We start from the raw sequence: 23,819 nt of genomic DNA, 5'->3' as shown, positions 1-23,819 counted from the left end.
ATTATAGTTTTTTGTTGGTACTCACTAAAAAATATTAAGTTGTTATCACCACAACCTAAAAAGATGCCTGTCCATATTGATAATATTGATATGATCCGTTTACCATCTTAAAATACATGATGTAAAACGTATTGATTAAATTATGAAGAGTGTCTTTATAAATTTATTCACCAATGGCACCGCAGGCTAGCGCACCGCTGGCGTTAGAATTGGTTAATTTATTGCTCAATTGTACTGCCTTAAGCGCAATGTTCACGGGGCTTACTTTTCATTGAACTGGCATGAGAGGCTTATCGATAACAAGGTGGTAAGTCGTGATCAGTCGATGCCTATCGTTGCACAAACGAGTAATTTTTATCGTCATTTCCCCAAAAACTGATTGAAAAGTAATCTCTTCTCGGCAATATATGCAAAGTACGGCAGCATAGTAGCGGTTTTTATGGGGTCGAATTTAACTGTGAGAGTTATTGGGGGCCTTGTTACGAAATTGGTTACATGGTGACTTTGCGGTATGCAATGCGGGTGTGAGCTCAAGTGATATGGAAAATCGACGAAGAGTACGCGGCGTAAAAGCGTCGCGACAAAAATTAGAAGCCGCCATGGCGGATAAAGGCTTTAGTACGCAAATTCAGTTAGCCAAATACTTGGCTGATCTCGAGAATTTGTCGAGCCCGCCCAAAGATTTGATCAACAAGGTGTTTCGCGAGCAACCTGTATCTTTTCACAATCTCACGCGGGTAGCAAAAGCCTTAGGCGTAAAGGTTTACACTCTCATACTAGCTTCTGATGATCCGTCAGTATTTACCTTGGCAAAAGGACAAAGCGCTGAACAAGACACCGGCGCTGAAAAGGCCGAAAGTGACGATGGCGACCAGGTTAAACGTACTGAGGCTAGGTCAAGAATAAGGCGCGCATTACCTTGGTTGGCGTTTGCATTTGTCAGTACGGCGATTATTGTAAGCCTGATAGTTGGGCTAATACCACAAGATAGGGGTGACAGTACGAACAGTACGCATTTCGCCAGCTTGGTTCCCGCTATTGGCCCTACTCGTGTCATAGTGATTGCCGATCTTGAGCTGCGTGGCCTTGGCGCAAAGTTTGTTGAGTACACTCACGACAAGCCGACCATTAATGCTGTGCTTATTGACGATAACGATGCCACGTCGATGAGCAACAAAGCCGCTATTGAAATGTGGGATGCACACGTGGTGATACGCTTGCAACATACTCGCGCAAAACACTACTGGGGGATCACAGTTACCTTGGCCTCAGCGCGGCATAGTTTGGTGGCGTTACAAGAGGTTTTTCATCCCGAGGCGCAGCGCGCTCGCACAGAAAATATTGTTCGTACGCTTTTTAAACGCTTAAATCGAGTGCTTGTCGGTAAGGCGTTAGCGCCGCAATCTATTGCTCAACCCGCTGCCTTTCGGGCCTATGTTGAAGGTGTAGATCGCAGCTACACTAGCTACAATATGTCCCATTACCAGCGCGCCTTAGCGAGTATTGAACAGGCTCGAGAGCTCGACCCTAATTACGGCTTAGCCTATGCAGAGTCTTGTCGAATCAAAGCGAATATGAGTTGGCAGGGAGAAGAAGCCACATTATTAGAGCGGGCGGCTAGCGATTGTGCGAAGGCCGGCGCGCTCGCAGCCCCTCATATTTCGGTCATTCTTGCCAAGGCCGAGCTACTATCGCGTTTGGGCGAAAAGGCCAATGCACTGGCCATGGTGCAAGCAGCCCTGGTATCCGCGCCTCATAACGCCGATGCCTTGAGTCTTTTAGCAGAATTGACCTTGCAGATATGGAGTGGCAACGAGAGTAGCGCTGTATCGGATGAGAATATTCCACGCTTTATCAACCGAGCGCTGGCTCTGTCTTCTGACAACTGGCATGCATACAATACCCTTGGCAATTACTATTTTGCCAAGGGCAATATTGAAATGGCCTTAAAAAATTTTAAGGCTGCCAATCAGTTTGTGAAGCAAGAGGTGATCCTTTCTAATCTGGGAATTATACAGTTGTGCTTAGACGATCTGGCTGGGGCAAAAGCCACTTACGGCGAACTCATTACTCATTTTGAGCACAGTGCATTGGGCTATGAAAACCTCGGCACCGTGTTTTACTATCAGCACAATTTTCACACCGCATTAGACTACAAACTAAGGGCCATTAGTAAACGAAAAGCTGTGAATATTCATCAGATTTGGGGCGATGTTGGTGACGTTTACTGGCAGTTGCAGCAAGTTGATAATGCCATTAACGCATATCAGCAGGCCTTATTGTTGATTGATAAGGACGAGCTGTTAGGCAATGCGTCAGTGAGTCAGCAAGTTGCTAAAGCTTATTATAAAGCACGCCTAAAGCAGTTGGGCGTTACGCAACATGTGTTTCCCCATTTTGAGTCTATCATCAGCCAATTGTTAGCCCATGGCGAGAGGCTTAACGTTAAGTCGAAAACGTATTTAGCCTGGTTGGCACAGCAGTTTGGTCAGACACAAGCGGCGCAGGAGATTTGGGACGCACTGACTTCTACTTGTCCGGTGTATGACCGCTATCCGTTAAAACAGTAAAAAGGGTATTGTGCGTTAGCATCAATACCCTTGAGTGTTTTTACTCGTTAAAGTGAATAGCTTATAAATCGGGGTACAGTACAGCCCTGACCGCGGTGCCTCCGCCCAGAGCAAGAATGGCTATTTCGGCCGAGTCATCTAATAACAGCACTTGATCACCGTCGTTAATAATATAATCACTTTCGATGAGTTCATAATCCTCTACGCCAAGTTGGGTGTGTAAGTACACATAACTTCTTAATATTGGGTAGCCATCATCATCGTAATACCACACTGGGTGTGTGTCGTCTTGCACGAGTTGCACGCCGGTGTTGTTAGTAAAGGCGAATCGGATCCCCGGCGAACCGTTCACGTACAACCACTCCATATAATCCGGGGTCAGTGCGGTGTAGGTGGTATCGTCGGCCACTATGTTGTATTCAGCTTCTAAGGCAAGCGTGATTCCAGTGACCTCGGGAAAGCTAAGGTCCTCACTGGCTGTAACTGCGTATTGGGAAAGTGTTAAATGGATCATGGTAGAGCCGCCAGGTGGTAAACAATCTAAACCAGGAAAGTTGACGCGATTAAAGCTAGTAAAATCATAGCTGTATTCGGTGTCATTAAATGAGTAGGCAACCGTTACCGATTTCGTTAACTCGGTACCGTCTGCTTTCATCATCTGCCAATTGTCGGTATCTTCCAAGCAGAGCTCGTAATCACTGGTATTGGTGATAGCAAAAGCCCCTTCTATGATAGTCTCAAAATAGGCTTCATCGTTCTCGCCGACGTAAGCAACGCCCTTGTCTACTGTGCGAGCATACACTTTTACATTGCTATCAATACTCAAGCTGCCATCGCCGGCACCGTCACCGGTTGTCACTATGGTCGCGGTTAGCGGTTTGGTAAATTTACTATTATCAACGCTTAACAGGCCAACACAGTTTCCGTCATCGGTGGTATAAGACAAGCCGCCATCTAATTGCGCTGCTGTGCTGGTCGCTAGGTTAGTGGCGCAAAACGTTGACTCAGTTGGCGCCTCAGAGCCCACCCAATCTGAGGTATCTACGTATTCATCACTGCTTAACCATTCGACTGAGCCGCTAACTAAAATCGAATCGTTGCCGTCTTCCCAGATAAATTCTGAGTTAGCGAAGGTGATCAACTGCGCCTCGATATCAATAGTAATTTCGCAATTTACGGTGCATTCAAAGTTATATTCAACCCCGTCAACCACCGAAATAATGCTTGCTCCCGTGATGTTGGTGCCATCGGCAAAGGCAGCTACTAAGGCAAACCCATTATTGGGTGATGCGGTTAAATTGCTCAAGGTTTCAACAGAGTCAATATCTTCGCCACCCACTAAGAGAATAGACGTTTCAACGCCGGTAAACTCCACGTAGCCTACGGCGATGTCGCGAACCTCTAAGTAGTCCCAAAAATCGCTCAATGCGCCGTCATTACTGGTAACACTGAGGCTGGTCGAAGAACCTGTATCACTGCCAGAGTCACCACCGGTGTCAGTGTCGTCGTCACTGCCAGTGTCATCGCCAGTGTCTGTGTCGTCGTCACTGCCAGTGTCATCGCCAGTGTCTGTGTCGTCGTCACTACCAGAATCATCGCCAGTGTCTGTGTCGTCGTCACTACCAGAATCATCGCCAGTGTCCGTGTCATCGTCACTGCCAGAATCATCGCCAGTGTCCGTGTCGTCGTCACTGCTAGTATCATCGCCGGTGTCCGTGTCGTCGCTATTGGCTTCATCATCAATACTAGTGAGAGTGGTGTCTAAGTGCGCAACGGCATTGTCTATGGATACCATGCGTTCGTAGTTATATTCTAAGTGGCTGGCGAGTTGTGCGAGGGCAGCCGTGACTTCACTATTTTCGGCAAAGGCTGCGCTAGCAATATCAAAGCTAATGGTATAATTCTCAGCTTCTAGGCGCACGTTTTCACTAATCTCTATACCATTTGAGGGATCTCCGTCGAGATCCAAAGTTTGTAAAAATCGCGCAATATTAATGGCGATATCCGTAGAGTTTGTGGTTGCAAATGAATAGGGAGAAACAATGGCATCGCCGGTCACCGTGCCAAGTTGAATATTGCCTATCGAAAAGGTAACTGTATCACCTTCACTGTATAAAAATGTACCTTCGTCGTCAGTGATCCCCGAAGTTGTTCCCGTGGTGTATTGTAAGCCCTCTACTGCACTGTCTAGAAATACGCCCTCTATTAATTCACCACTGTCATCACTATCACTACAAGCTGTCAGTGTTAATGCGACTGAGGCACCAACGCACATGCGCAAAAATTGATTAAACGTAGCTTTCACGATTTTTTCTCCCTAAATATTTCAGTGAACACAGTGCGAATCTATCCCCATGAAGAATATAAGTTAGCGCAGCGCTGAATCAATGAAATTTGCGCTCGTCGGTTTTTAAGTAGCGTTAACTGGCGTTAAATATCGCTGAGTATTTATACCGAGTTCACGGTGAAAGGAGATGTGTGGGCCATGAGAGATTGCAGTATTTAGCGTATCCAATATGTAAACGTATTGGTTTTACCGGGCTTGAAGTTTAGGCTATCGCCATCAGGAATTGATGGATATCACAGATTCGCAGTGGTAAGCAGTTTAGCTACCAAACCGATGGCTACTCCTTATTCGATACCAGCGTGTCTTACTTTTTAGATATACGTATTTAAGATTTTCTAGTGTATCTGAAAGGGCGCTAATCTGATCGATACTGAAGCCAAAGTACATATCTCGCTCCTCAAGGATATTACATCTGATCAACGTAGACAGCCATTGATCAACGTGGACAGCCATCAACGTAGGATCAACAACAGCCACACACAACGTAACATGGACAGCCACACACAACGTAACATGGACAGCCACAAACTAGACCCTAGGGAAGAGATCAACGTAGACAGCCATAAACTGGGACGTGAGGAACCGTCAACGTGGACAGCCATAAATCACGATCAACGTAGACAGCCACAAACTAGACCCTCAGAAAACTAACTATGTTGAAGTTTGCTTAGTTGAGGTTCGACATATTCTGCTTGTCAACTTTACCCAGGTTTTCGGTCATTGCTTTTAAGAAATGCTTTTAGGCTGGAGTTACGTTTTGGTTTAAGTAGCCATATGAATAAACATTTCCATAGTAGGCATGGCTGAATGCATTAATTTGAGACAAAAAGGCATTAATTTTACAAGGGGTGAGGTGCGCCCGCTTTATTCTTTTTTGGATGGTTCGCCGCAGTACTTGTAAAACAATTTCGAAAAAGCCGACAGTGAATAAGAATTTGTGACAAAGAGTTGTTTCCACGTACTTACTAAAAAATTTACTATTTCAAGGTTGGATGCCGATATATCACTCTATATTTCCCTGTACCAATTGCACTCATGGCCAAGTTAAACCTATATTTGATGGCAAAGATGTTTCACAAAACCAATATGACGCCAAATTTTAGTAGCTTAACCCAAGCAATCAGCCGACTTTGAAGAAGGGCGCAGAGCTTATTTTATCGGTTTCACATCTGCCGGGAATGTATGAAGTGGCAACATGCCTTCTTGCGTCGCAAGGAACAGCACTACATGACTTGAAACCAATTCATATTGATATTCTCTAGCTGTCAGTTTTTTTTCAGTCAGAATTCGCTGTTTGTAGGCTTCGTGGTCTTCTGGAATGAGTTCAATAGTCATAAAGGACGCATAGCGTTTATTGTTAATTTGGGCTTTGTTTATAAGCGTTTCTGCTTCGTATTCATCCATAGGCAAATAGGCACCATGGGACCCTCTTCCTGATAATCCCATTTTGGGTCCGATGTACATAGTTTCAAACACAGCATATTTCTCTTTGAATTTACGGCTGTAATCACTGGGCGATGTGGTTACGATTTCACCATAGGGATAGAAACCATAATCAGTGAATAGCTGAACTAGAAAGCCTTTGTCGTCGAAGCTATATTCAGACATGAGCGACCAGTTAAGCACAGCAACACGGGTGATATGTTTCAATGGTTCGGCGTACTGCATAAGTTCAGGTATTGCTTCGTCTAAAAAGGTCCTCAGTAATCGTCTTTGCTCAAACGGATTGCCATTAAATACGCTACAACGGCTAAGTGAAAAATCTACGCTTTTCATATTTATATCGGGGCAGAAGTACTTGTGTATATGTGCAACCTCTGCAGAACTTAAAAACGCTTTTTTTAGCCTTTCTAGCATCCAGTCTGCACGGCGCTTGGCTAGAGCGACATCATAGGAGGGGGCACCGCCATTTTCACCTTTTGGGGTAGTTTTATACCACTTCACCAGTTCGTTTTTGTCAATAAATGAAGCAATGTCTAGAAAATCTCTAAGGGCTCGAAAACGTCCTTGCCAGTCAGGTACATTAGATGGAGTATAATTGGGTTGATAAGATGGCGCTGCTTTTGTCCCCGTGGAAAGAAGTCCGTTGCTGACCAGTGCTGGGATACCCTCATATACCGGCAAATGAAATGTTTTGTAGTTGAGGTTTTTGAGAGTAAAAGCGTGATCCGCGGTGGCCCATTGCTTGATGAACTCTGGACAGTCATGTAATGCACCATCGCGCATGCTGGTACACAAAGATCAGTACGAGCAGGCAGTCGCAATTGCTAAAGCAACGGCGCAAGGGATAAAAGTTGAAAATCCAATCACCGCAGAGCCTGGGTCCTTGGGTCCCATTTCAAATGGTCGTCAGTATCAAAAAATTCAAGATCTAATTCAAAAAGGAGTATCCGAAGGGGCTGTCATCGAAACTGGTGGCTTGGGCCATCCTGAAGGACTAGATAAAGGCTACTTTGCGCGTCCAACTATCTTTTCAAATGTGAATAATGATATGACCATTGCCCGCGAAGAAATTTTTGGTCCGGTGATGGTTATGATCCCCTATGAAAATTTAGATCACGCTATCGAAATAGCAAATGACACTATCTATGGTTTGGCCGCATATATCCAGGGGTCTCTTGAGGAAGCTAAATCTGTTGCTACAAAAATACGCGCAGGACAAGTCGTAATTAACGGAGCTGAACTCGACTTCTCTGCTCCGTTTGGAGGCTTTAAGCAATCGGGTAATGGTCGTGAATGGGGCGCACATGGATTCGAAGATTTCTTAGAAATCAAAGCAGTAATTGAACCTGTTGAACAATAAAATTTTACCGCATTTGATAGAAATATGGTCTGATCATATCAATTGGTTTGATCAGACCAACCTTTAATCTCAAATGTTAATTAAACTAAAAGGCGAAAACAGATTTTTACATATGCCTATTTATTTAATTGCTTGCTAATTACTGGTTAGTTTGTACTCATTCCTTTTCCATTGCCGGTGCAATATCTGCACTGTATTCTTTATTCGATAGTTTTCCCATAAAATGAGGATAATGTTTATTAAAATTATCCATAATAAAGTCTACAGGTAACTCGGCGAATGTTCCCCAATCGGTAATATACTCCATATGCTTATGTCCCTTCTCTGTAAAAGGTTGAAAGATGGAATCATCTTCACCATTGAACTCCAACGGGAGGCTATGCATTTTTTCACATAAAGAACGATTAAAGGCCGGAGTTGCTTTTACCCACTTTCCCTCAATACACACTTCAACATATCCATGCATTGAAAAAATATCCGTACCCAGCATCTCTAATAATTTCGGTGTAGCAAGGTGATTTTTAACATCAGCTAAACCAAGACGTGCAGGTATGCCAGCTTTTCGACATAGTGCAATCATTAGTGATGCTTTGGGAATGCAATACCCTTCGTTCTTTTCACAACAATAACTCCCTCTAAAGCTATTTATTCCATCAACAAAGCAGTAGGGGTTGTATAAGTAATTGTCTCTAACGAGGTAATATATTTCTATTGCCATCGCTTTTGGGCTGCCAATCTTAATTTGTTCGAATAGGCTTGTTATTTGTGGGTCATCGTAGTCGAAATATTCAGTAGCACACAAATATTGCTGCATGTCTTTTTTAGATATTGCGGTCATTAAACTATTCTTTTGATTTTGGCCAAAAAACTATAATCAGAATATCCTAAAATAGACGAAATAGCATATAAATGTTAATCATATGTTGTTCTATTGTTTAGTTATAATATGATCTCTTAAGTGGTCACTCATAATTAAATATTCTTCAATCTTTGCTCTTAAACTTAGACAGGGCGCTCAGTCATGGACCGGCTTTCAGTCATGGACAGCCACAAACTGGGACAGCTACTAACATAGACAGCCATAAACTGGATTTTTTTAAAGTATGTCCACGTTTAAAAAGATGCCTGTCCATGTTTAAAGTAGTCCATGTTTAAAGTATAACTTAGCTTTTTTCCTTGATGAGCATGCCGTTAACTTTAGCAAAGCTTGCTTTATGATCTTTCAGTAATAGTAGTTGGCTTTCAAAAATATCTTTATAAAGGTTAATGGCGATAATTAAATCCGCTCTGGACCCTGACGATGATACAGCCTCATCCATCGGTAAAACTTGAAGTAAAGAACCTAGCCGTACAAGCGGTGTCACATATGGCCTTGACCACTCACGACTAGCTTGGCTTGCGTGCAAGTATAAGTTTGTTAAAGAAGCATGGTTCACAAGTTCAGCACGTAAAGATTCGTTGTTTAAAACGCTCATATCACCGTTGGTTATAAGCTGCTGGTATGTATCTGAATGGCCTTCAGGAGGGGGCAAGTTGAATGCCGTTTCAAAGAAACTTTGCATCAGCTCCAAATCCGTACCTTTGGGATAATTGGTAATTTGTTGCTGGAACTTTTCTATTATCGGTGCGTTAACCTCAAGAAATTCAATATACTCGTCGGTATTTTTCTCAAGCATCGTAAAGTCGGAGTGTAACCGTTCTATGATTTGTTGCTCACGTTTGTTGTCTTTGCGTTCTTCATTCCAACTGGTGATTTGAAAGGCAATCAAGATGCCGGCCACGACTATGAAAAAATCGATGGCAACAGCAAACCAATTCTGTTCTTTGACGTGTTGTGAAATTCTTCGTAATAACAAATCGAATCCCTCCTGATGTGTTTGCCAAGCTTAGCACAGTAGTTTTGCAATAAAGAATACAATAATAAAGAAGACACCCACCTTTTAAAAATGATCTTGAAAACAGATTAATGGGTTATAGAAAGGCTAAAATTACCTCCGTTTTGGTATAGTATTTACAGTGCCAATATGACTTTTAAGTTTAAAGTTGATTGTGATGAAGGTGTAAGTCAGTGCAATTAAAAAGTAAAAAAAACCGTATATCAGAATTTATTCTCTCGTTGTTGGATAGAACCTCATACACTAGACATGAGCTGGACAAAATAATTGTCGGTTCAATTAGTCGTCGATATTTGTCTGAGCCGATGTATGCGGTAGATCACTTACGAAGAGCACTTGTTGATTACGGATACATGTCAAAGGATCCTGTTACCGATATTTACACCATAACAGAAACAACCGAAAAGCTGCAGGTACAGCATCATCGTATTGAAAGTGGACTGCAAAAGGCAATAGACGACGCACCCGAGGTGAAAGTGCAGTGTGAGTTTTGCGATAATAAAGCTAAGCCATCAGCAATGCTGAACCACTATTATAAGAAGCATTCACTGAAGGATTATTTAGATACGATTAAACAAGAGTTTGGTAATTCTTACATCAATGGTTAACTAATATCGCCAATTACATTGTGTGTCTTTAATCAACGACTTACCTGGTATCTGAAGAAGGTAGAGACGTGTCATATCAAGGTGACAGGAATCTGAAAAGCCATGATGACAGCCATGATTGCAGCCGATAGATTGCAGCCGATAGATTGCAGCCCTTATTACCTGAGTAATAGTGACACGAAAACTGTGTTAATCAAACTTGCGCTTTCGTTGCTTTAGTCGCTCTTCGCGCTTTTTTCTCTGTTTTATTTTATCCCGCCAAACAGAGACAACGATTGCAACAATTATGGCTACAAACAAAAAAGCAATGCCCACTCCAGACCAAAAACACAATTGCTCGTAAACACATGGTAAGCCAATTTGAATTTCAGTGTTGTTCACAATTTTTGCTTACTCCAAACGTAATACTTTGTGCCAATTCGCCAGATGTAAGTGACTTATCATTCTGACCATTTTTACTCTTGATAGAGTAGACCTGTTTTTTGTCAAAAACCTTTCTGTTTCTGCATTATTGCGATCAAATTCAGTAGGAATCAGTAATATTAGGAAAGTCGACGACACTAAGTAGATTCAAATTTTACTTTCAAAAGTAGGGAGCCTCTTAAAAGTTTTGAAAGAATTTAAACGTGCTATTAACTCAGTAGTTTATCCCGTTAAACATGACCTAGATCAATATATAAGGCTGCCTAAGGCGTACACTGAAATTGTCAAATTTAAACCATAAATATGAGGTAAATTGCAGCATGCAAGTAGAAAAACATACGCTTAGTCATGATCTTCCAGAGCATAAACACACTATCCGTCATCTTAAAATGAATGATAGGCACTTTGTTAAACAATTTGATCAGTATCATGATGTTAATAAGGAAATTCATCACATCGAAGAGCAAAATGAAGCTGTTTCAGATGATTATTTAGAGTCGTTAAAAAAACAACGAGTAGTACTTAAAGATCAATTGTTTGCGCAAATAACTGAGACTGAGAAAGCGCTCTAATTTTTAGCAAGCTTTTTGACAATGACAAGGCGGGTATAAAATGAAAATGCACAAAGGTTTAATGGTTTTCTCTGTTTCCCTTCTGCTTTTTGGCGTTATGTTCATCCAGGGATGCACCAGTCAGATGGCCACTAATCTCAGAAAAGTTACTTACCCGCCAGATTTTAAATACGTTGAACCGTCGAAATTGCGTTCAGATATGGATCGCCTCGCACAACAAATGCGTGTTTTAGAGTTTGCGTTAAGCCAGCAACATGAGCCGCAAAGTGTGGGGTTTGCTAATCAACAGCAGCAAGTATTAACTACTTTACACAATATTGAAAAGATTGCTTCTGGACTGCGTGCTGGAGATGCGGGTGCCAGTCACCCTTTTTTGCAAGATTATATGCGTGACTTTGTCAGTAAAGTTGATAATGCACGCATTGCCGCCTCTTTAGAAAAACCGAGTTATTATTTGGCTGGTAAAGTGTCTGGCGCATGCACTAATTGTCATAGTGTAAATCGCTGAAGCAGTTAGAAAGTGAGTGGTTATGAACTACAGCTAAATGCTTCTTAGTGATGTTGATTAGTCACTAACTTTAAAAAAGTCCCTACCTCTTCAACCCTTGTCACCCTATAAGCGTGACAAGGCTATTCGATACCGATTAATCAAATTCTAAACACAGGTTTTACTAGATAGCTGAAAACTGAAATATACTTTATGGAGTCTTACTTTTTCGCAATGTTGCTCTTTTTTAAGTTTTCAATATCGGCAATAAGATACGCCACTGAGGCTTTATTCAGACCATTATATATACCTCGTACATGACGATTTTGGTCAATGAGTAGCAGGCTTTCAGTATGCAGAAAATCATCTGTATTTTGAATGTTACCTAAATCTTCACTGGCAAAATATGCGGATTTAGCAAGTGAATATATTTCGTCTCTATTGCCAGTGGCTAAGTGCCATTTACCACTAACTATGCCATTGGTATTGGCATAATCCTTCAATAGTTCCACTGAATCAGACGTTGGTCTAATGGAGTGTTGAAGAATTTTCACCTCAGGATCATCCAGAAATTTTTCTTGAACCGCTATTAATTTCGATCGAATTGAAGGACAAATTCCGGGGCAGGTGCTAAAGAAAAAACCAGCAACATAAATTTTATTTTCGAAGGTTTTTTCGCTGACTTCTTTACCATCTTGATCCGTAAAACTAAATGGTGGAATTTGATGAAAGTTTTCAAGCTCTTTACTATCCGGCTCTAGCCAGATGGGCGTAAACTCTTCACTGTTGTAGTAGGGCAAAGTATCAGACGCGTGGGTAAATGCACTTAAGAGCAATCCACTAAAGAGAATTGCTTGCTTGATTTTGGTAGTAATCTGGCGAAACGATTTCATTTTCAACCCCAACACAGTTATTTGCTTTTCTAAGACCATAAATCCGCCCATTTTTATATTCAAAATTGGAAAATAGTTTTCCGTTTAATCGCCAGGCTTGTTGCAACCCTATGGGTTTGCCCGCGAGATAGTTAAATTTCTTAAACTTCGCCCCGTTTCTGTACCAGCGCCATGCCGTGCCCTCAACTTTGCCGTTAATATAAACAAAATGAGATCGTCGATTGCCGTTGACCCACCATGTTTTGGTGTCACCATCACGTTTGCCAGAAACATAGTGAGATTCGTACCCTAAGGTTCCATTTGCAAACCATTTGCGTGCGAACCCCTGACGTCTTCCATTCACAAATTCATCGCTGGTGGCTACATTTCCTGCTGGGTGATAACTTCGCATATCACCGCTAAAGGGTTCATTTTGGTATACCCGCTGCCCTTTGCTGTTAATGGCAATTTCTGATTTATCAACAACAAGTGGGGTGACAGGGATAAACGTCTTCGCCGCAGCAATGGCAGTTACTATCAGTACCGCCAACACACATATTGAGTGCGGGCCAAAGCAAAAGCCGTTTTGGCGACTAGTTGATATCACTCGGTGTACCCTGAAAATTACCTGGGAAAATTAAATAGTAGTCACCATTTAAATATTGTTCGGTTGAAACGTGATAGTGATATTCGGCATCTTCTTCTGTTCCGCCGGTATATAAGGTGACTGAAGTATGCCCGTTAGACTCATCAAGATCCGTTGGATAGCCAGCTGTCGAATAGCAACGTCTGCCAAATATAAAAAAGCCATCAGCCATAATGCCAACCAGTGAATCATCATCATAAGACACTGCTCTCGGTTCTAAATGGTAGTGGTAGGTTTGAGGGCCTGTGTGCGCGCCGTTGCGGTCAAAACCCTGAATGACACCTAAGGAAACATCACCATTACCTTCTGAGTCGTTGAATATGGGAGCGCCACTTATGGCAATACCAATAGCGCCAAGAGGTGTGGCTGAAGACGTGGCCGCAAGCTCTGGGTTTACGGGAACCGTTAAATCATAATCATTAATATAATCTTCGATATCCCCTGGTGAGCGTTGCTGATCAAATAATTCAGCATCTTCAGGTTCAACATATAAACCGCTTTCGTTGCCAGAATCCCAGTATGAAGAAGTGTGATCAGGTTTACCTGCTGACTCCAGCGCTACCGTGCAGCCATCTTCAGATAAAACAACAGTGACGTTTGGCGCTGCTACAAATTCAAGAAATGCACTCGATAGTTCAGTCATCGGCGTGTCGCAGGAACTGGTGTCTGAACCTGTATCCGTTCCTGAATCTGTTCCCGTTCCCGCATCACTGTCGTCTTGGGTAAGCGCAGTATCTGATGAACTTCCGCCGCAGGCTACGAGCAATGAAAGCATGCTGAACACACAAACTATACGCAATGGATTTTCTAATTTAAACATAATCGCTCGCTCCGGCCGCTTTCGTTACACAGGGCGGCTTTATTTGTATTAATAAGGTCAATTCATGTGCAATTTAGCATTAAATAAAAATGTAGAATGTGCATTTTCAGAGGAGATTTACCTACAATAAATTGCACTTTTCAGTGGACAGCTATTAAATTTCGTTGTTTAAAAGTTTTATCTCCACAGGTTTACAGTGGTTCGTGTGCTAGGTAACCTTGCTGAATTGAAACCCTAACCACCTTGCTATTAGCAATCTAAGAGAAAATAGATGATACCCATTGAAACTTTACTGATGTTTTTGGCTGCGTCGGTGGCGCTGTCTTTTGCGCCAGGCCCAGATAATATTTTTGTGTTAACCCAGTCAGCACTCAATGGTCGAAAAGCGGGGATTTTAGTGACCTTAGGTTTGTGTACAGGCCTGTTTGTACATACCGCTGCGGTGTCATTCGGTGTTGCCGTTATTTTTCAAACCTCGGCACTGGCGTTTAACATTCTTAAAATCGTGGGCGCTGTTTATTTATTATATTTAGCCTTTCAGGCTTTTCGAGCCGGTGCCGCTGGCTTAGATGCTAAATCAAATACCCAATTGCCTTGGCGACAACTCTATTCACGAGGCATCATCATGAATATTACCAATCCTAAAGTGGCGATATTTTTCCTTGCTTTTCTTCCTCAATTTGCCGATCCCGACAAGGGTTCTGTTACCTTACAAATGGTAATTTTTGGTGGGGTTTTTATTGTTACGGCCCTAGTTATCTTTAGTTTGATTGCCTGGTTTGCTGGTTATCTAGGAGAATGGCTAAAAGGATCTACAAAAGCCCAGGTGGTAATGAATCGAATTGCAGGAACTGTTTTTAGCGCCCTTGCGTTGAGGCTTGTTTTAAGCGAGCGTTGATATGCTTCTGCCATTTATCGCTTGTGGGAACATGAAGCTAAGCCACGTGCTCTATCGCACCAGATAGTCATGAAAGCACAATCAACCCATATTCATGAAAGCACAAAGGAGCTTTCCTGTTCTATATCTTAGAATGCCACAATTTGTTGGCCATATGATTGTTGTTTGAAGGATGTCTATGAAAACTATTTTGTCTGCGCTGATATTCAGTGTGTCGTTATTTTCTACTTATACGCAAGCCGATGAGACTATCTTAGCGGGTGGTTGTTTTTGGTGTATGGAGTCTGATTTTGAGAAGTTAGATGGGGTTACTGATGTCGTATCTGGCTTCACCGGTGGTAGCTCACCAAACCCTACATACAACGGCAATCACCGCGGGCATTATGAAGCGGTCAAAATTACCTATGATGCCAATGTGGTGACTTATCAGCAAATATTAGATCATTTTTGGGTAAACATTGACCCCTTCGATGCACAAGGGCAATTTTGTGATAAAGGCCATAGTTATTTGAGTGCAATTTTTGTTGCTAACGATGAAGAGCGGGGGATAGCTGAAAAATCAAAAGCGGCTGTGCAGGCTAAATTTCCTAGTCAGAAGCTGGTGACACCCATATTAGCGGCTACCCGTTTTTACCCAATTAAAGGCGATGAGATTGGACATCAAGATTTTTACAAAAAGAGTCCGGTTCGCTACAAAATATATCGTTGGAATTGCGGACGTGATCAACGTTTAGAAGAAATCTGGGGCGACAAGGCTAAGCATTAAATTTGCTACAAGTCAGCAGTCAGGGGTTTCGCAGTGCTGTTAAAGGCAAAGGGGGTAGGTTTTTACCTTTTAGTCAATGTTGGTGGGCTTATTTGCTGATTTGGTGGGGTTAAGATATATTGCTTTTCATATCAAGAATATCGAAAAAGTTAACTTTTTTAACAATGTAGGGAAGGGATATTTTCTTATTAAATAAACTAAGTTGAATGATTTATTGCTAACTTTTTGATTTTAAAGGCCTTATATGTCTAAACGTTTGCCGCCGTTAAACACGCTATGGGTATTCCTCACCGCTTCTCGTTTATTAAGTTTTACTAAAGCCGCCGATGAACTCTTCATCACCCGGTCTGCTGTCAGTCGGCAGATTAAAAATTTGGAAGAGTATTTTGGGTTTAAATTATTTGAACGCCATAAAGTGGGTTTAGAACTGACTGAGCAAGGCGTTATTTACGCTAACTCCATATCGAATGTTTTTGCAGATTTAAAAGTTGCCACTGATACAGTCCATCACGGTAGCGAAAATCGAAAACTAAAGTTGGGGATTTCTGCTACTGTTAATTCTACGTGGTTGATGAGTCGGCTATGTCGGCTTGAACAACATCACCCTGAACTGACATTGTCATTTTTTACTAACAGTTTCGATACTGGTAAAGATTCAATCGATTTTTCAGGCGAAAATATGAATGCGGCGATTCGTCTTGGAACAGAAGAGCAATGGCAAGGTTGTCACTTCGACAAACTCATCGATGTCTATGTGCAACCTGTGTGTTCTCCGTCTTTGCTTGATGAATCTCATAACCCTGAGGACATCTTGGATTTAGCCAACTACAATTGGTTGCACTATGGTCACTTGTCAAAATTATGGGCTCAATGGTTATCGAATAGTCGTTATCCTGCTTTGCAAACAGACAAAAAAAATATTGTTCTAGACAATGTTGCTGTGGCGACGCAAGCGGCTGTTGATGGTTTAGGCATTATCCCAATGTATCGACCATTAGCTGATCCCCTTATAAAGGAGGGAAAATTAGTGGTTGCTCATAATTATATGATGCTAAAAAAAGAGTCATACTACTTTGTTTGCCCTGAAAATTATAAAGATAATCAAACACTAAAAATCTTTCGAGACTGGTTAGTTAACGAGTCTGAGCAAGCACAACAACAGTGGGATAAAGAATTTTTAGACTAATACTCTAGGCCTATTGGGGCAGCCTAGCTAGATGCCGCCCATACACAGATATTTGATCTCGATGTAATCGTCGATACCGTATTTAGACCCTTCTCTGCCGTTACCGGATTCTTTTACTCCGCCAAAAGGGGCTACTTCTGAAGAAATAATGCCTTCGTTTATACCTACAATGCCATTTTCTAAGTTTTCGGAAAATCGCCAAATTCTTGCGTAATTTTGGGTATAAACATAAGAAGCCAATCCCGCCTCAGTGGCGTTGGCTAATTCAAGGGCCTGTTCTTCGGTGTCGAATGGAATAATTGGCGCAACAGGGCCAAATATTTCTTCATTAAATATACGCATCTGAGGGGTAACATTGGTCAAAATGGTAGGCAAATAATAATTAGAACCCAACTCGCTTGCTGCGCCGCCTAACACCTTAGTTGCACCATTTCTTTCAGCATCTGTCACTAAAGCATGTATATTTTGTACGGCATCGGTATTAATCAACGGACCCATAGTGACGTTTTCGGTATTGCCGTTTCCTACTATGAGTTTTTTGGTTTGTTCAATAAACTTTTCAGTAAATTCTTGATAGACGCTTCGTTGCACCAAAAACCGGTTGGCACAAACACAGGTTTGGCCAGCGTTACGAAATTTGGATGCAATAGCGCCTTGAACAGCTTGATCTAAGTCAGCGTCTTCAAACACAATAAAAGGGGCGTTGCCGCCAAGTTCCATTGAGGTCTTTTTAACCGTATCGGCACATTGTTTAATTAATAATTTCCCAACCTTAGTGGAGCCTGTAAATGACAGTTTTCGCACTAGTGGATGATCTGTTAACGCTTTGCCTATCTCTATGGCGTCAACTCCTACTACGATAGAAAGTAACCCTTTAGGCAGACCTGCTCTATCGGCTAGCTCAGCTAGGGCCAGCGCACTTAATGGCGTAGCTTCTGCAGGCTTGACCACAACAGCACAACCGGCAGCCAATGCTGGCGCCACTTTGCGAGTGATCATCGCATTTGGAAAATTCCAGGGTGTGATGGCTGCAACTACACCAATAGGTTGCTTAACGGTTAGCAGTCTTTGATTTGCATTGTTACTTGGAATGATATCACCGTAAATACGTTTGGCCTCTTCTGCAAACCATTCAATATATGCAGCGCCGTATTGTATTTCCCCTTTGGCCTCAGCTAAGGGTTTCCCTTGCTCTGCACATAGAATTAACGCCAAATCATCAATGTTCTCCATGATCAGGGCATGCCACTGTTTTAATATTTGAGTTCTATATTTGGCTGTTAGTTGACGCCATTTTTGCATGGCATTTTGGGCACACTTTATCGCTGTATTAGTATCATTTTTGTTGCCGCTAGCAAGCTTGCATATTTCTGTGCCTGTGGCCGGGTTGACTATAGGAAAGGTGTTTCCTGAGTCACCGTTCACCCATTCCCCATTGATAAAAAGTTGTGTTTTTAACAGCAACGGATCGTTTAGCGATAGCATTTTAACCCCATTTGATATTGGCAATAACGTTGATAGAGGGCCTTCGTTTCACTGAAGGCCCTGAATTGGCTGAAGGCTCTCAACCAGTTGAAGACTTATATTTAGTTGAAGACTTCTATTTAGTTGAAGACTCCTCCAATGAAACTAAGGTTGCGCGGTAATGAGGTAAGCATTTTCCTAGCAAAAAGGCCGAGCCGCCCATGGCGATGGCTGAAACTAATATTATTGAGTAGCCAACCATGTCAGGTGAACCAAAAATGTAGTCTGTCGATAAGGCTACCAATGTTGGCCCTAACCCTAAGCCGATTAAGTTGACAATGAACAAATATAAGGCACTGAATTGTCCTCGCATATTTGTCGGCACTACTTCTTGAATTGCTGCAGGTCCTAAACCCATCATAAAGTTTGCAAAGAAAGTTGAGATTGCCAATATAACCAAAATGATCGTTAAATCAGAAAGCAAAGGGTAAATCACCGTAGGAATAATACCTAAGATCATAGCCCACATTGCGACTCGCATTTTCGCATCAGTTTGACCTGCTCTATAACGTTTATCAGCAATAATGCCACCAACAATTACCCCTCCGGCACCACAAAACAGTACGATTAGACCGAATGCCATTCCGACTTCACCACTTGACATTCCGTGTACTCGAATCAAATAACTTGGCACCCAAGCTAAGGCTCCGTAACCAGCAGCGGAAGCTAGGGCTGCTCCAAAGTTATGTAAGAGCACGGTTTTTTTGTTTTTCTTAAAAAACTGAATAACTTCGGCGACGGGAACCGCCTTTTCTTGTTTTTGGCTTCGGGCTGGCTCTTTTAGAGTAAATAGTAGGGGTACTAATAATAACCCCGGCAGACCTACCGCAAGAAATACAGCCTGCCAAGCATACACTTCTCCTAAAATAGGAATGGTGATTGATGAAAATTCCGCAGCCCATTGAATCACCATACCGCCTACAATCAGCGCCATGCCGCCGCCTAAGTAGATACCCATGGTATAAACCCCAATTGCTTTGGATAGGTGTCTTTTCTGCACACTATCGGCGATGAGTGAGTATGCTGCTGGAGATAATCCCGCTTCACCTACCCCCACGCCCATACGAGCAAAAAACAACGACCAATAACTTTTGGCTAAGCCACAAGCAGCGGTCATTAAGCTCCAAATAAAAATTGACCAGGCAATAATACCTCTGCGGCTTTTGCTATCAGCTAATCGCCCTAAAGGTAATCCCATGAGGGTATAAAATAATGCGAATGACAGGCCTTGTAACAAACTCATTTGCGTATCGCTTATGTCCAAATCTCGCTTCATAGGTTCAACTAGTAAACTTAGAATTTGTCTATCAATAAAGGAAAATGTATAAGCTAATAACAATATAAAAATTAAATAGGCCGCATACAGACCTTGTCTTGATGATTGTGTGGGTATAGAAGTTGTTTCAACCGAGCTTTGTGTTTTTTCAGTCATTTCACTATCTCATCTAAAAATTAGAAGGAACTAATAAGCGGCTTGATAAATGGCTAGAATATCTGCTTCGTTCATCGGTCTGGGATTATTAATCAACAATCGTTCTTGTTTCATCGCATCTTTCGCTAGCATTGGCAAAGCGTCTTCATTTACTTCTACACTCGCTAAACGATTTGGAAGGCCAATATCGGCAATTAAATACTCTAAATGTTGGATGAAAGCCTGTGCTTTTTCGTTATCAGACCCAAGGTTCGCACAATCTTCAGGAATAATAACGTCCGCTAATTCAGCATATAAATGCGCTGCAGATGACATATTAAACTTCAGTACATGGGGTAATACCAATGAATTACTCAAGCCATGAGGAATATGGTAATGACCACCCAGTGGATATGCCAAAGCATGAACGGCCGCTACGGGTGCATTGGCAAATGCTTGTCCGGCTAAGGTTGCACCTAACATCATGTTAGAACGAGCGGTTAAATCTTCACCTTGATGCACAGCCGTTTGAATATTGTTTGCCATTAATTTTAACGCTTGAACGGCAAGCATATCTGAATAAATGTTTTTCTTAATTTTACTGGTGTAGGCCTCAATGGCATGGACCATGGCATCAATACCAGTGGCTGCAGTAATATGTGGTGGGAGTTTGACTGTTAGTGTTGCATCTAGCAACGCAATATCGGGCAGTAATACACTAGATACTATTCCCATTTTCATGGCTTCACCTGTGGTCACAATGGAGATAGGTGTCACCTCAGAACCTGTACCAGCAGTCGTTGGAATTTGAATCAGCGGTAATCTTGAGTTTTCAAGTTTGTCGATGCCAAATACATCATTTAAGGTTTGCTTAGAATGAGTAAGTGCTGCAATTAACTTTGCGGTATCTAACGAGCTACCTCCACCTAGACCAATTACCCCGTCAATATTATTGTTTTTGGCAAACGCTAATGCGTTTTCAATAACTTCGGTAGGTGGATCAACCTCGACGTCACTAAAGAGTACATAATTGATTGCACTATTTTCTAAACTCGCAATCATTTTTTGATGTAGCCCTAGTTTTACAATTCCCGGATCGGTAACCAGTAACACATTCTTGATGTTGAGGGTTTGACAATATAGCCCTAACTCAGATGACGCGTTCGGTGCATTAATAATTGACTTAGTAGTATTGAAAACAAATGACATATTTTTAACTTATTTGTTGGAAAGAGGGGAAGCCCCCTCTTTGATTTCTGCAATCATGGTATCGAATTTAGAATGCTAATTTCACTTTCGCATAGAGCACACGGCCTAGTGGGTTATGTTGTTTAGGATCATAACTTAAGCTGCCTTCAGCAATATAAGCACGTGGTGGCATTTCATTGAGTAGGTTTTTAACACCTAAGGTTAATATAGCTTCACTGTCATCGGTAATATAAAAATTAGCCGAATATTGCATATCTACAGTTGTAAATGCGTCTACTGTTGAACTTTCGTTTGGTAAAGCGGACACATCTACTCCAGTGTCATAGCTTGAAACATAGTTAACATTAATTGAAGCTCTTTGGCTTTCACCCAACCAATTAAAGTTTACAGAGCCTTTGGTTTCAGGCATTGAGCGAGCAAAGTTATCAATATTAAATGAGCCAGCCGCTTCAACTACTTCACCGTTATCTTTAGTCAGTTCGTACGAATTAAAATGCGATGCATTTAAACTAATATTAAACTGATCTGATAAAGTCCATGTCGATTCGAAGTCAATACCTTCAACACTTACCGACGATGAATTGAAGTAGTTAACTTTGACAGAAGATAAGAAACCAGCATCAGTACGAATAATATCTACACCATTTGGATCATCAATCAACTTCCCCTGAGCATTTTCAACAGTGATCAAATTGGTATAATCAACACGCCAGAAGTCTACTTTAAAATCCAAGTTATCAGTTGGTTTAAAAATCAAACCTATATTGTAGTTGTCAGATTCTTCAGGCTTTAAATCCTCGTTACCAGTAGCGATAACACCAACAAAGGCACTGGATTTTGCGGTACCGTCATCATTGTAATCGGTAATACTGGTAATAACTGCCGATGAAGCATTTTTCTGTGATAACGATGCGTCTCTAAAGGCGGTACTTGCAGATGCGCGCATAATCCATTGATCAGATATTTGCCAGCGAACGGCTATTTTCGGATCGACACTTGAATCATTTTCTAATTTTTCGTAACGCAGTGCCGCTTTTATTTCAATGTCTTCTGAAACAGGGATAACACTTTCAGCAAACAGGGCAAAGGTGTTTTTATCAGCATCAACTTCTGACAAACCTTGTAGAAAGATTAAATCAACTGGGATAGGGTTGCCTTGGTCATCAAATTTGATTTCATTGACATCATCGGTTTCAACTTTAAAGCTTTCAGTTCGCGCTTGAATACCAGCCGCAAAACCAATTGTTCCGGCTGAAACTTCATATAAATCACCGCTAACAACAGCATCGAGTACTAACAAATCGGTGGTTTTCTCTGATTCTGTCATATAGGTAAAGTCATCGATAACGGATTGGCTAAGGCTAGAGCGATCAAAAGGGTTAAACAGCTCATCGTTATTCGGACCACCAACCCCTGCTAATGCTGCTACTAGTCTTGATTTCAATTGGTCTTGCTGATACTGCTTATAGTTATTTTTACTGTAAGTTAATGCTGTGTCCCAACTCCAACCATTATCAAAGTCACCTACTAAACTTAACGAGGTGCGGAAGGTATCATTTTCACGGGGTGATAAAGCGGGTTCATAATCAGCTCCTAATGGTCGACCTAACCAAACGACACCGACACCAAATGGGTTACCTGAGTCTGTAGGACCAATGTATGGAAACGTTAAGTCTGGGTAACTGGGTGATTGAGGGTTATCTTTTACCTCATTTGAGCTCCAACTAAGATCCGCAGATAAGGCAATTCCGTTGTCAAAATCATGAGATATATTGCTATACAGTTGTGCACGGGTTTCAGTATTCACTAAGTTATATAAAGGCCCATAATTAAAACCACAGCGTGAACCATATGCTTGGGGAATGATCATGCCTAAGGTATCATCTAAGCAGGTGGGGTCAGGTACATTTTCATAGGCACCATAGCTCCCAGCGTAGGGTCCATCGGCTACCTCAGCGTTAGCCAAAAGTAAGAATGAATTACCCAAAGAGCTAAATGCTACATCACCCAACTCAGGTCTATCAGCAATGGTTAGCGGTGTTCTGTCTAAGTAATGACCCGATACTACAATCGAGGTGTTGTCAAATTCAGCTCCCCATAAAAAGCCTATGTCAGTGTCTTTTTGACTACTATCGTCGGCTTTGCTGATTGAAGCGTTAATTTCAAACCCTTCAAAATCTTTACGTAATATAAAGTTAACTACACCGGCAATGGCATCCGAACCATAAGTAGAAGCGGCACCTTCTTTTAACACTTCAACTTGCTCAATAGCATCAATAGGAATATGACTGGTATCCACAAATACACTGCCATCATTGGTCAGTGCTCCTGAAATTGTTTGACGACGACCATTGATGAGCACCAATGTTGAACTTAAGCCTAAGCCGCGTAAATTCACATTACCTGTTCCTTGGCTAGCGGCTTGTGAAAAAGAGTCAGCTTGGTTTTCAGCACCAGAAGAAATCGCTAATTTTCCGATCAGCTCTGAAACCGTGGTGGCACCGGTAGATTGAATGTAATTGTAATCTAGTACTTGTACTGGCTCGGCGGCATCCACTGAGGTACGTTTAATGTATGAACCTGTAACTTGAATTTTTTCAGGTTCGTCTTCACTACTTGTGTTTTGTTGAGCACTTGCTGAGAAAGCTAGTGCAGCCGTGATAGAAATAGCGAGTAACTTTTTTGTAGTTAATATTTTAGTTGTTTTCATAAATTGTGTCCCGAAAGTGTGTGTCCTGAAAATTCGTTTTAAAACAAAACGCGTCTTACTAATTTTTTGGCC

21 protein-coding genes are annotated in these 23,819 nt (G+C 41.8%); 8 read left to right on the top strand and 13 right to left on the bottom strand.

The window, feature by feature from the left end:
* Window positions 1-476: 476 nt before the first annotated feature.
* A complete protein-coding gene (locus tag Q4574_RS15345; RefSeq protein WP_303475080.1) occupies window positions 477-2,570 on the top strand; it encodes a lipopolysaccharide assembly protein LapB in 2,094 nt (697 codons plus the stop codon).
* A gap of 61 nt (window positions 2,571-2,631) precedes the next feature.
* Here Q4574_RS15345 and Q4574_RS15340 read toward each other — a convergent pair whose 3' ends face one another.
* From Q4574_RS15340 to Q4574_RS15330, 3 genes are all read right to left on the bottom strand, one after another.
* Window positions 2,632-4,875 (bottom strand): hypothetical protein, encoded by a 2,244-nt coding sequence (locus tag Q4574_RS15340; protein WP_303475079.1) that lies wholly within the window; start codon window positions 4,873-4,875, stop codon window positions 2,632-2,634.
* Window positions 4,876-5,175: 300 nt separating this feature from the next.
* Window positions 5,176-5,442 carry a hypothetical protein gene (locus Q4574_RS15335; protein WP_303475077.1) on the bottom strand — a complete coding sequence of 89 codons (267 nt, stop codon included), beginning with the start codon at window positions 5,440-5,442 and terminating at the stop codon, window positions 5,176-5,178.
* Window positions 5,443-6,066: 624 nt separating this feature from the next.
* Entirely contained in the window at window positions 6,067-7,143 is a 1,077-nt protein-coding gene (locus Q4574_RS15330) for a hypothetical protein (protein WP_303475075.1), read from the bottom strand.
* Between Q4574_RS15330 and Q4574_RS15325 the strand changes: the two genes are divergently transcribed.
* Window positions 7,142-7,720, top strand: a complete 579-nt coding sequence (locus Q4574_RS15325) for an aldehyde dehydrogenase family protein (RefSeq protein ID WP_303475073.1) — start codon at window positions 7,142-7,144, stop codon at window positions 7,718-7,720. The two genes, Q4574_RS15330 and Q4574_RS15325, sit on opposite strands and share 2 nt — an antisense overlap.
* Window positions 7,721-7,877: 157 nt before the next feature.
* Here Q4574_RS15325 and Q4574_RS15320 read toward each other — a convergent pair whose 3' ends face one another.
* Entirely contained in the window at window positions 7,878-8,558 is a 681-nt protein-coding gene (locus Q4574_RS15320) for a transglutaminase family protein (protein WP_303475071.1), read from the bottom strand.
* 325 nt (window positions 8,559-8,883) lie between these two features.
* Window positions 8,884-9,576, bottom strand: a complete 693-nt coding sequence (locus Q4574_RS15315) for a hypothetical protein (protein ID WP_303475069.1) — start codon at window positions 9,574-9,576, stop codon at window positions 8,884-8,886.
* Window positions 9,577-9,788: 212 nt separating this feature from the next.
* Here Q4574_RS15315 and Q4574_RS15310 point away from each other — a divergent pair, with 212 nt between their 5' ends.
* Complete coding sequence (locus Q4574_RS15310) at window positions 9,789-10,223, top strand: hypothetical protein (RefSeq protein ID WP_303475068.1); 435 nt, start codon at window positions 9,789-9,791, stop codon at window positions 10,221-10,223.
* A gap of 189 nt (window positions 10,224-10,412) precedes the next feature.
* On the opposite strand, the gene Q4574_RS15305 is transcribed toward Q4574_RS15310, so the two are convergent.
* The gene (locus tag Q4574_RS15305; RefSeq protein ID WP_303475067.1) at window positions 10,413-10,604 is read right to left on the bottom strand and encodes a hypothetical protein; all 192 of its coding nucleotides are present in this window, start codon (window positions 10,602-10,604) and stop codon (window positions 10,413-10,415) included.
* Window positions 10,605-10,966: 362 nt separating this feature from the next.
* Between Q4574_RS15305 and Q4574_RS15300 the strand changes: the two genes are divergently transcribed.
* Together Q4574_RS15300 and Q4574_RS15295 are read left to right on the top strand one after the other, a co-directional pair.
* A complete protein-coding gene (locus Q4574_RS15300; protein ID WP_303475065.1) occupies window positions 10,967-11,218 on the top strand; it encodes a YdcH family protein in 252 nt (83 codons plus the stop codon).
* Window positions 11,219-11,258: 40 nt separating this feature from the next.
* Window positions 11,259-11,726 carry a hypothetical protein gene (locus tag Q4574_RS15295; RefSeq protein ID WP_303475064.1) on the top strand — a complete coding sequence of 156 codons (468 nt, stop codon included), beginning with the start codon at window positions 11,259-11,261 and terminating at the stop codon, window positions 11,724-11,726.
* A 200-nt stretch (window positions 11,727-11,926) separates the two neighbouring features.
* Here the strand turns inward: Q4574_RS15295 and Q4574_RS15290 are convergent, their stop codons facing one another.
* From Q4574_RS15290 to Q4574_RS15280, 3 genes are read right to left on the bottom strand one after another with little or no spacing between them, the layout of a single operon-like run.
* The gene (locus Q4574_RS15290) at window positions 11,927-12,598 is read right to left on the bottom strand and encodes an SCO family protein (RefSeq protein WP_303475062.1); all 672 of its coding nucleotides are present in this window, start codon (window positions 12,596-12,598) and stop codon (window positions 11,927-11,929) included.
* On the bottom strand, window positions 12,546-13,184 hold the full coding sequence (locus tag Q4574_RS15285) for a toxin-antitoxin system YwqK family antitoxin (protein ID WP_303475061.1): 639 nt from the start codon (window positions 13,182-13,184) through the stop codon (window positions 12,546-12,548). The genes Q4574_RS15290 and Q4574_RS15285 overlap by 53 nt, the downstream gene beginning before the upstream one ends.
* Window positions 13,171-14,043: a YHYH protein gene (locus Q4574_RS15280; RefSeq protein ID WP_303475060.1), complete on the bottom strand. Its 873-nt coding sequence runs from the start codon at window positions 14,041-14,043 to the stop codon at window positions 13,171-13,173. Before Q4574_RS15280 ends, Q4574_RS15285 begins: the two co-directional genes overlap by 14 nt.
* Window positions 14,044-14,314: 271 nt before the next feature.
* Between Q4574_RS15280 and Q4574_RS15275 the strand changes: the two genes are divergently transcribed.
* From Q4574_RS15275 to Q4574_RS15265, 3 genes are all read left to right on the top strand, one after another.
* A complete protein-coding gene (locus Q4574_RS15275) occupies window positions 14,315-14,941 on the top strand; it encodes a LysE family translocator (RefSeq protein WP_303475058.1) in 627 nt (208 codons plus the stop codon).
* A gap of 178 nt (window positions 14,942-15,119) precedes the next feature.
* A complete protein-coding gene (msrA, locus tag Q4574_RS15270) occupies window positions 15,120-15,707 on the top strand; it encodes a peptide-methionine (S)-S-oxide reductase MsrA (RefSeq protein WP_303475056.1) in 588 nt (195 codons plus the stop codon).
* Between the two features lie 244 nt (window positions 15,708-15,951).
* Entirely contained in the window at window positions 15,952-16,893 is a 942-nt protein-coding gene (locus Q4574_RS15265; RefSeq protein ID WP_303475055.1) for a LysR substrate-binding domain-containing protein, read from the top strand.
* Window positions 16,894-16,920: 27 nt separating this feature from the next.
* Here the strand turns inward: Q4574_RS15265 and Q4574_RS15260 are convergent, their stop codons facing one another.
* The 4 genes from Q4574_RS15260 to Q4574_RS15245 all read right to left on the bottom strand — a co-directional run bounded on the left by Q4574_RS15260 (window position 16,921) and on the right by Q4574_RS15245 (window position 23,747).
* The gene (locus Q4574_RS15260; RefSeq protein ID WP_303475054.1) at window positions 16,921-18,378 is read right to left on the bottom strand and encodes an NAD-dependent succinate-semialdehyde dehydrogenase; all 1,458 of its coding nucleotides are present in this window, start codon (window positions 18,376-18,378) and stop codon (window positions 16,921-16,923) included.
* Window positions 18,379-18,493: 115 nt separating this feature from the next.
* Window positions 18,494-19,849, bottom strand: a complete 1,356-nt coding sequence (locus Q4574_RS15255; protein ID WP_303475053.1) for an MFS transporter — start codon at window positions 19,847-19,849, stop codon at window positions 18,494-18,496.
* Window positions 19,850-19,879: 30 nt separating this feature from the next.
* Window positions 19,880-21,037, bottom strand: a complete 1,158-nt coding sequence (locus Q4574_RS15250) for an iron-containing alcohol dehydrogenase (protein WP_303475052.1) — start codon at window positions 21,035-21,037, stop codon at window positions 19,880-19,882.
* Window positions 21,038-21,104: 67 nt separating this feature from the next.
* Window positions 21,105-23,747 (bottom strand): TonB-dependent siderophore receptor, encoded by a 2,643-nt coding sequence (locus Q4574_RS15245; RefSeq protein WP_303475050.1) that lies wholly within the window; start codon window positions 23,745-23,747, stop codon window positions 21,105-21,107.
* Between the last annotated feature and the right edge of the window lie 72 nt (window positions 23,748-23,819).

The sequence above is a fragment of the Aliiglaciecola sp. 3_MG-2023 genome (assembly GCF_030548205.1).
Classification (GTDB): Bacteria; Pseudomonadota; Gammaproteobacteria; order Enterobacterales; family Alteromonadaceae; genus Aliiglaciecola.
The sequence above is the reverse complement of the archived record's forward strand: the minus strand, read 5'-3'. Positions and strand labels throughout refer to the sequence as shown.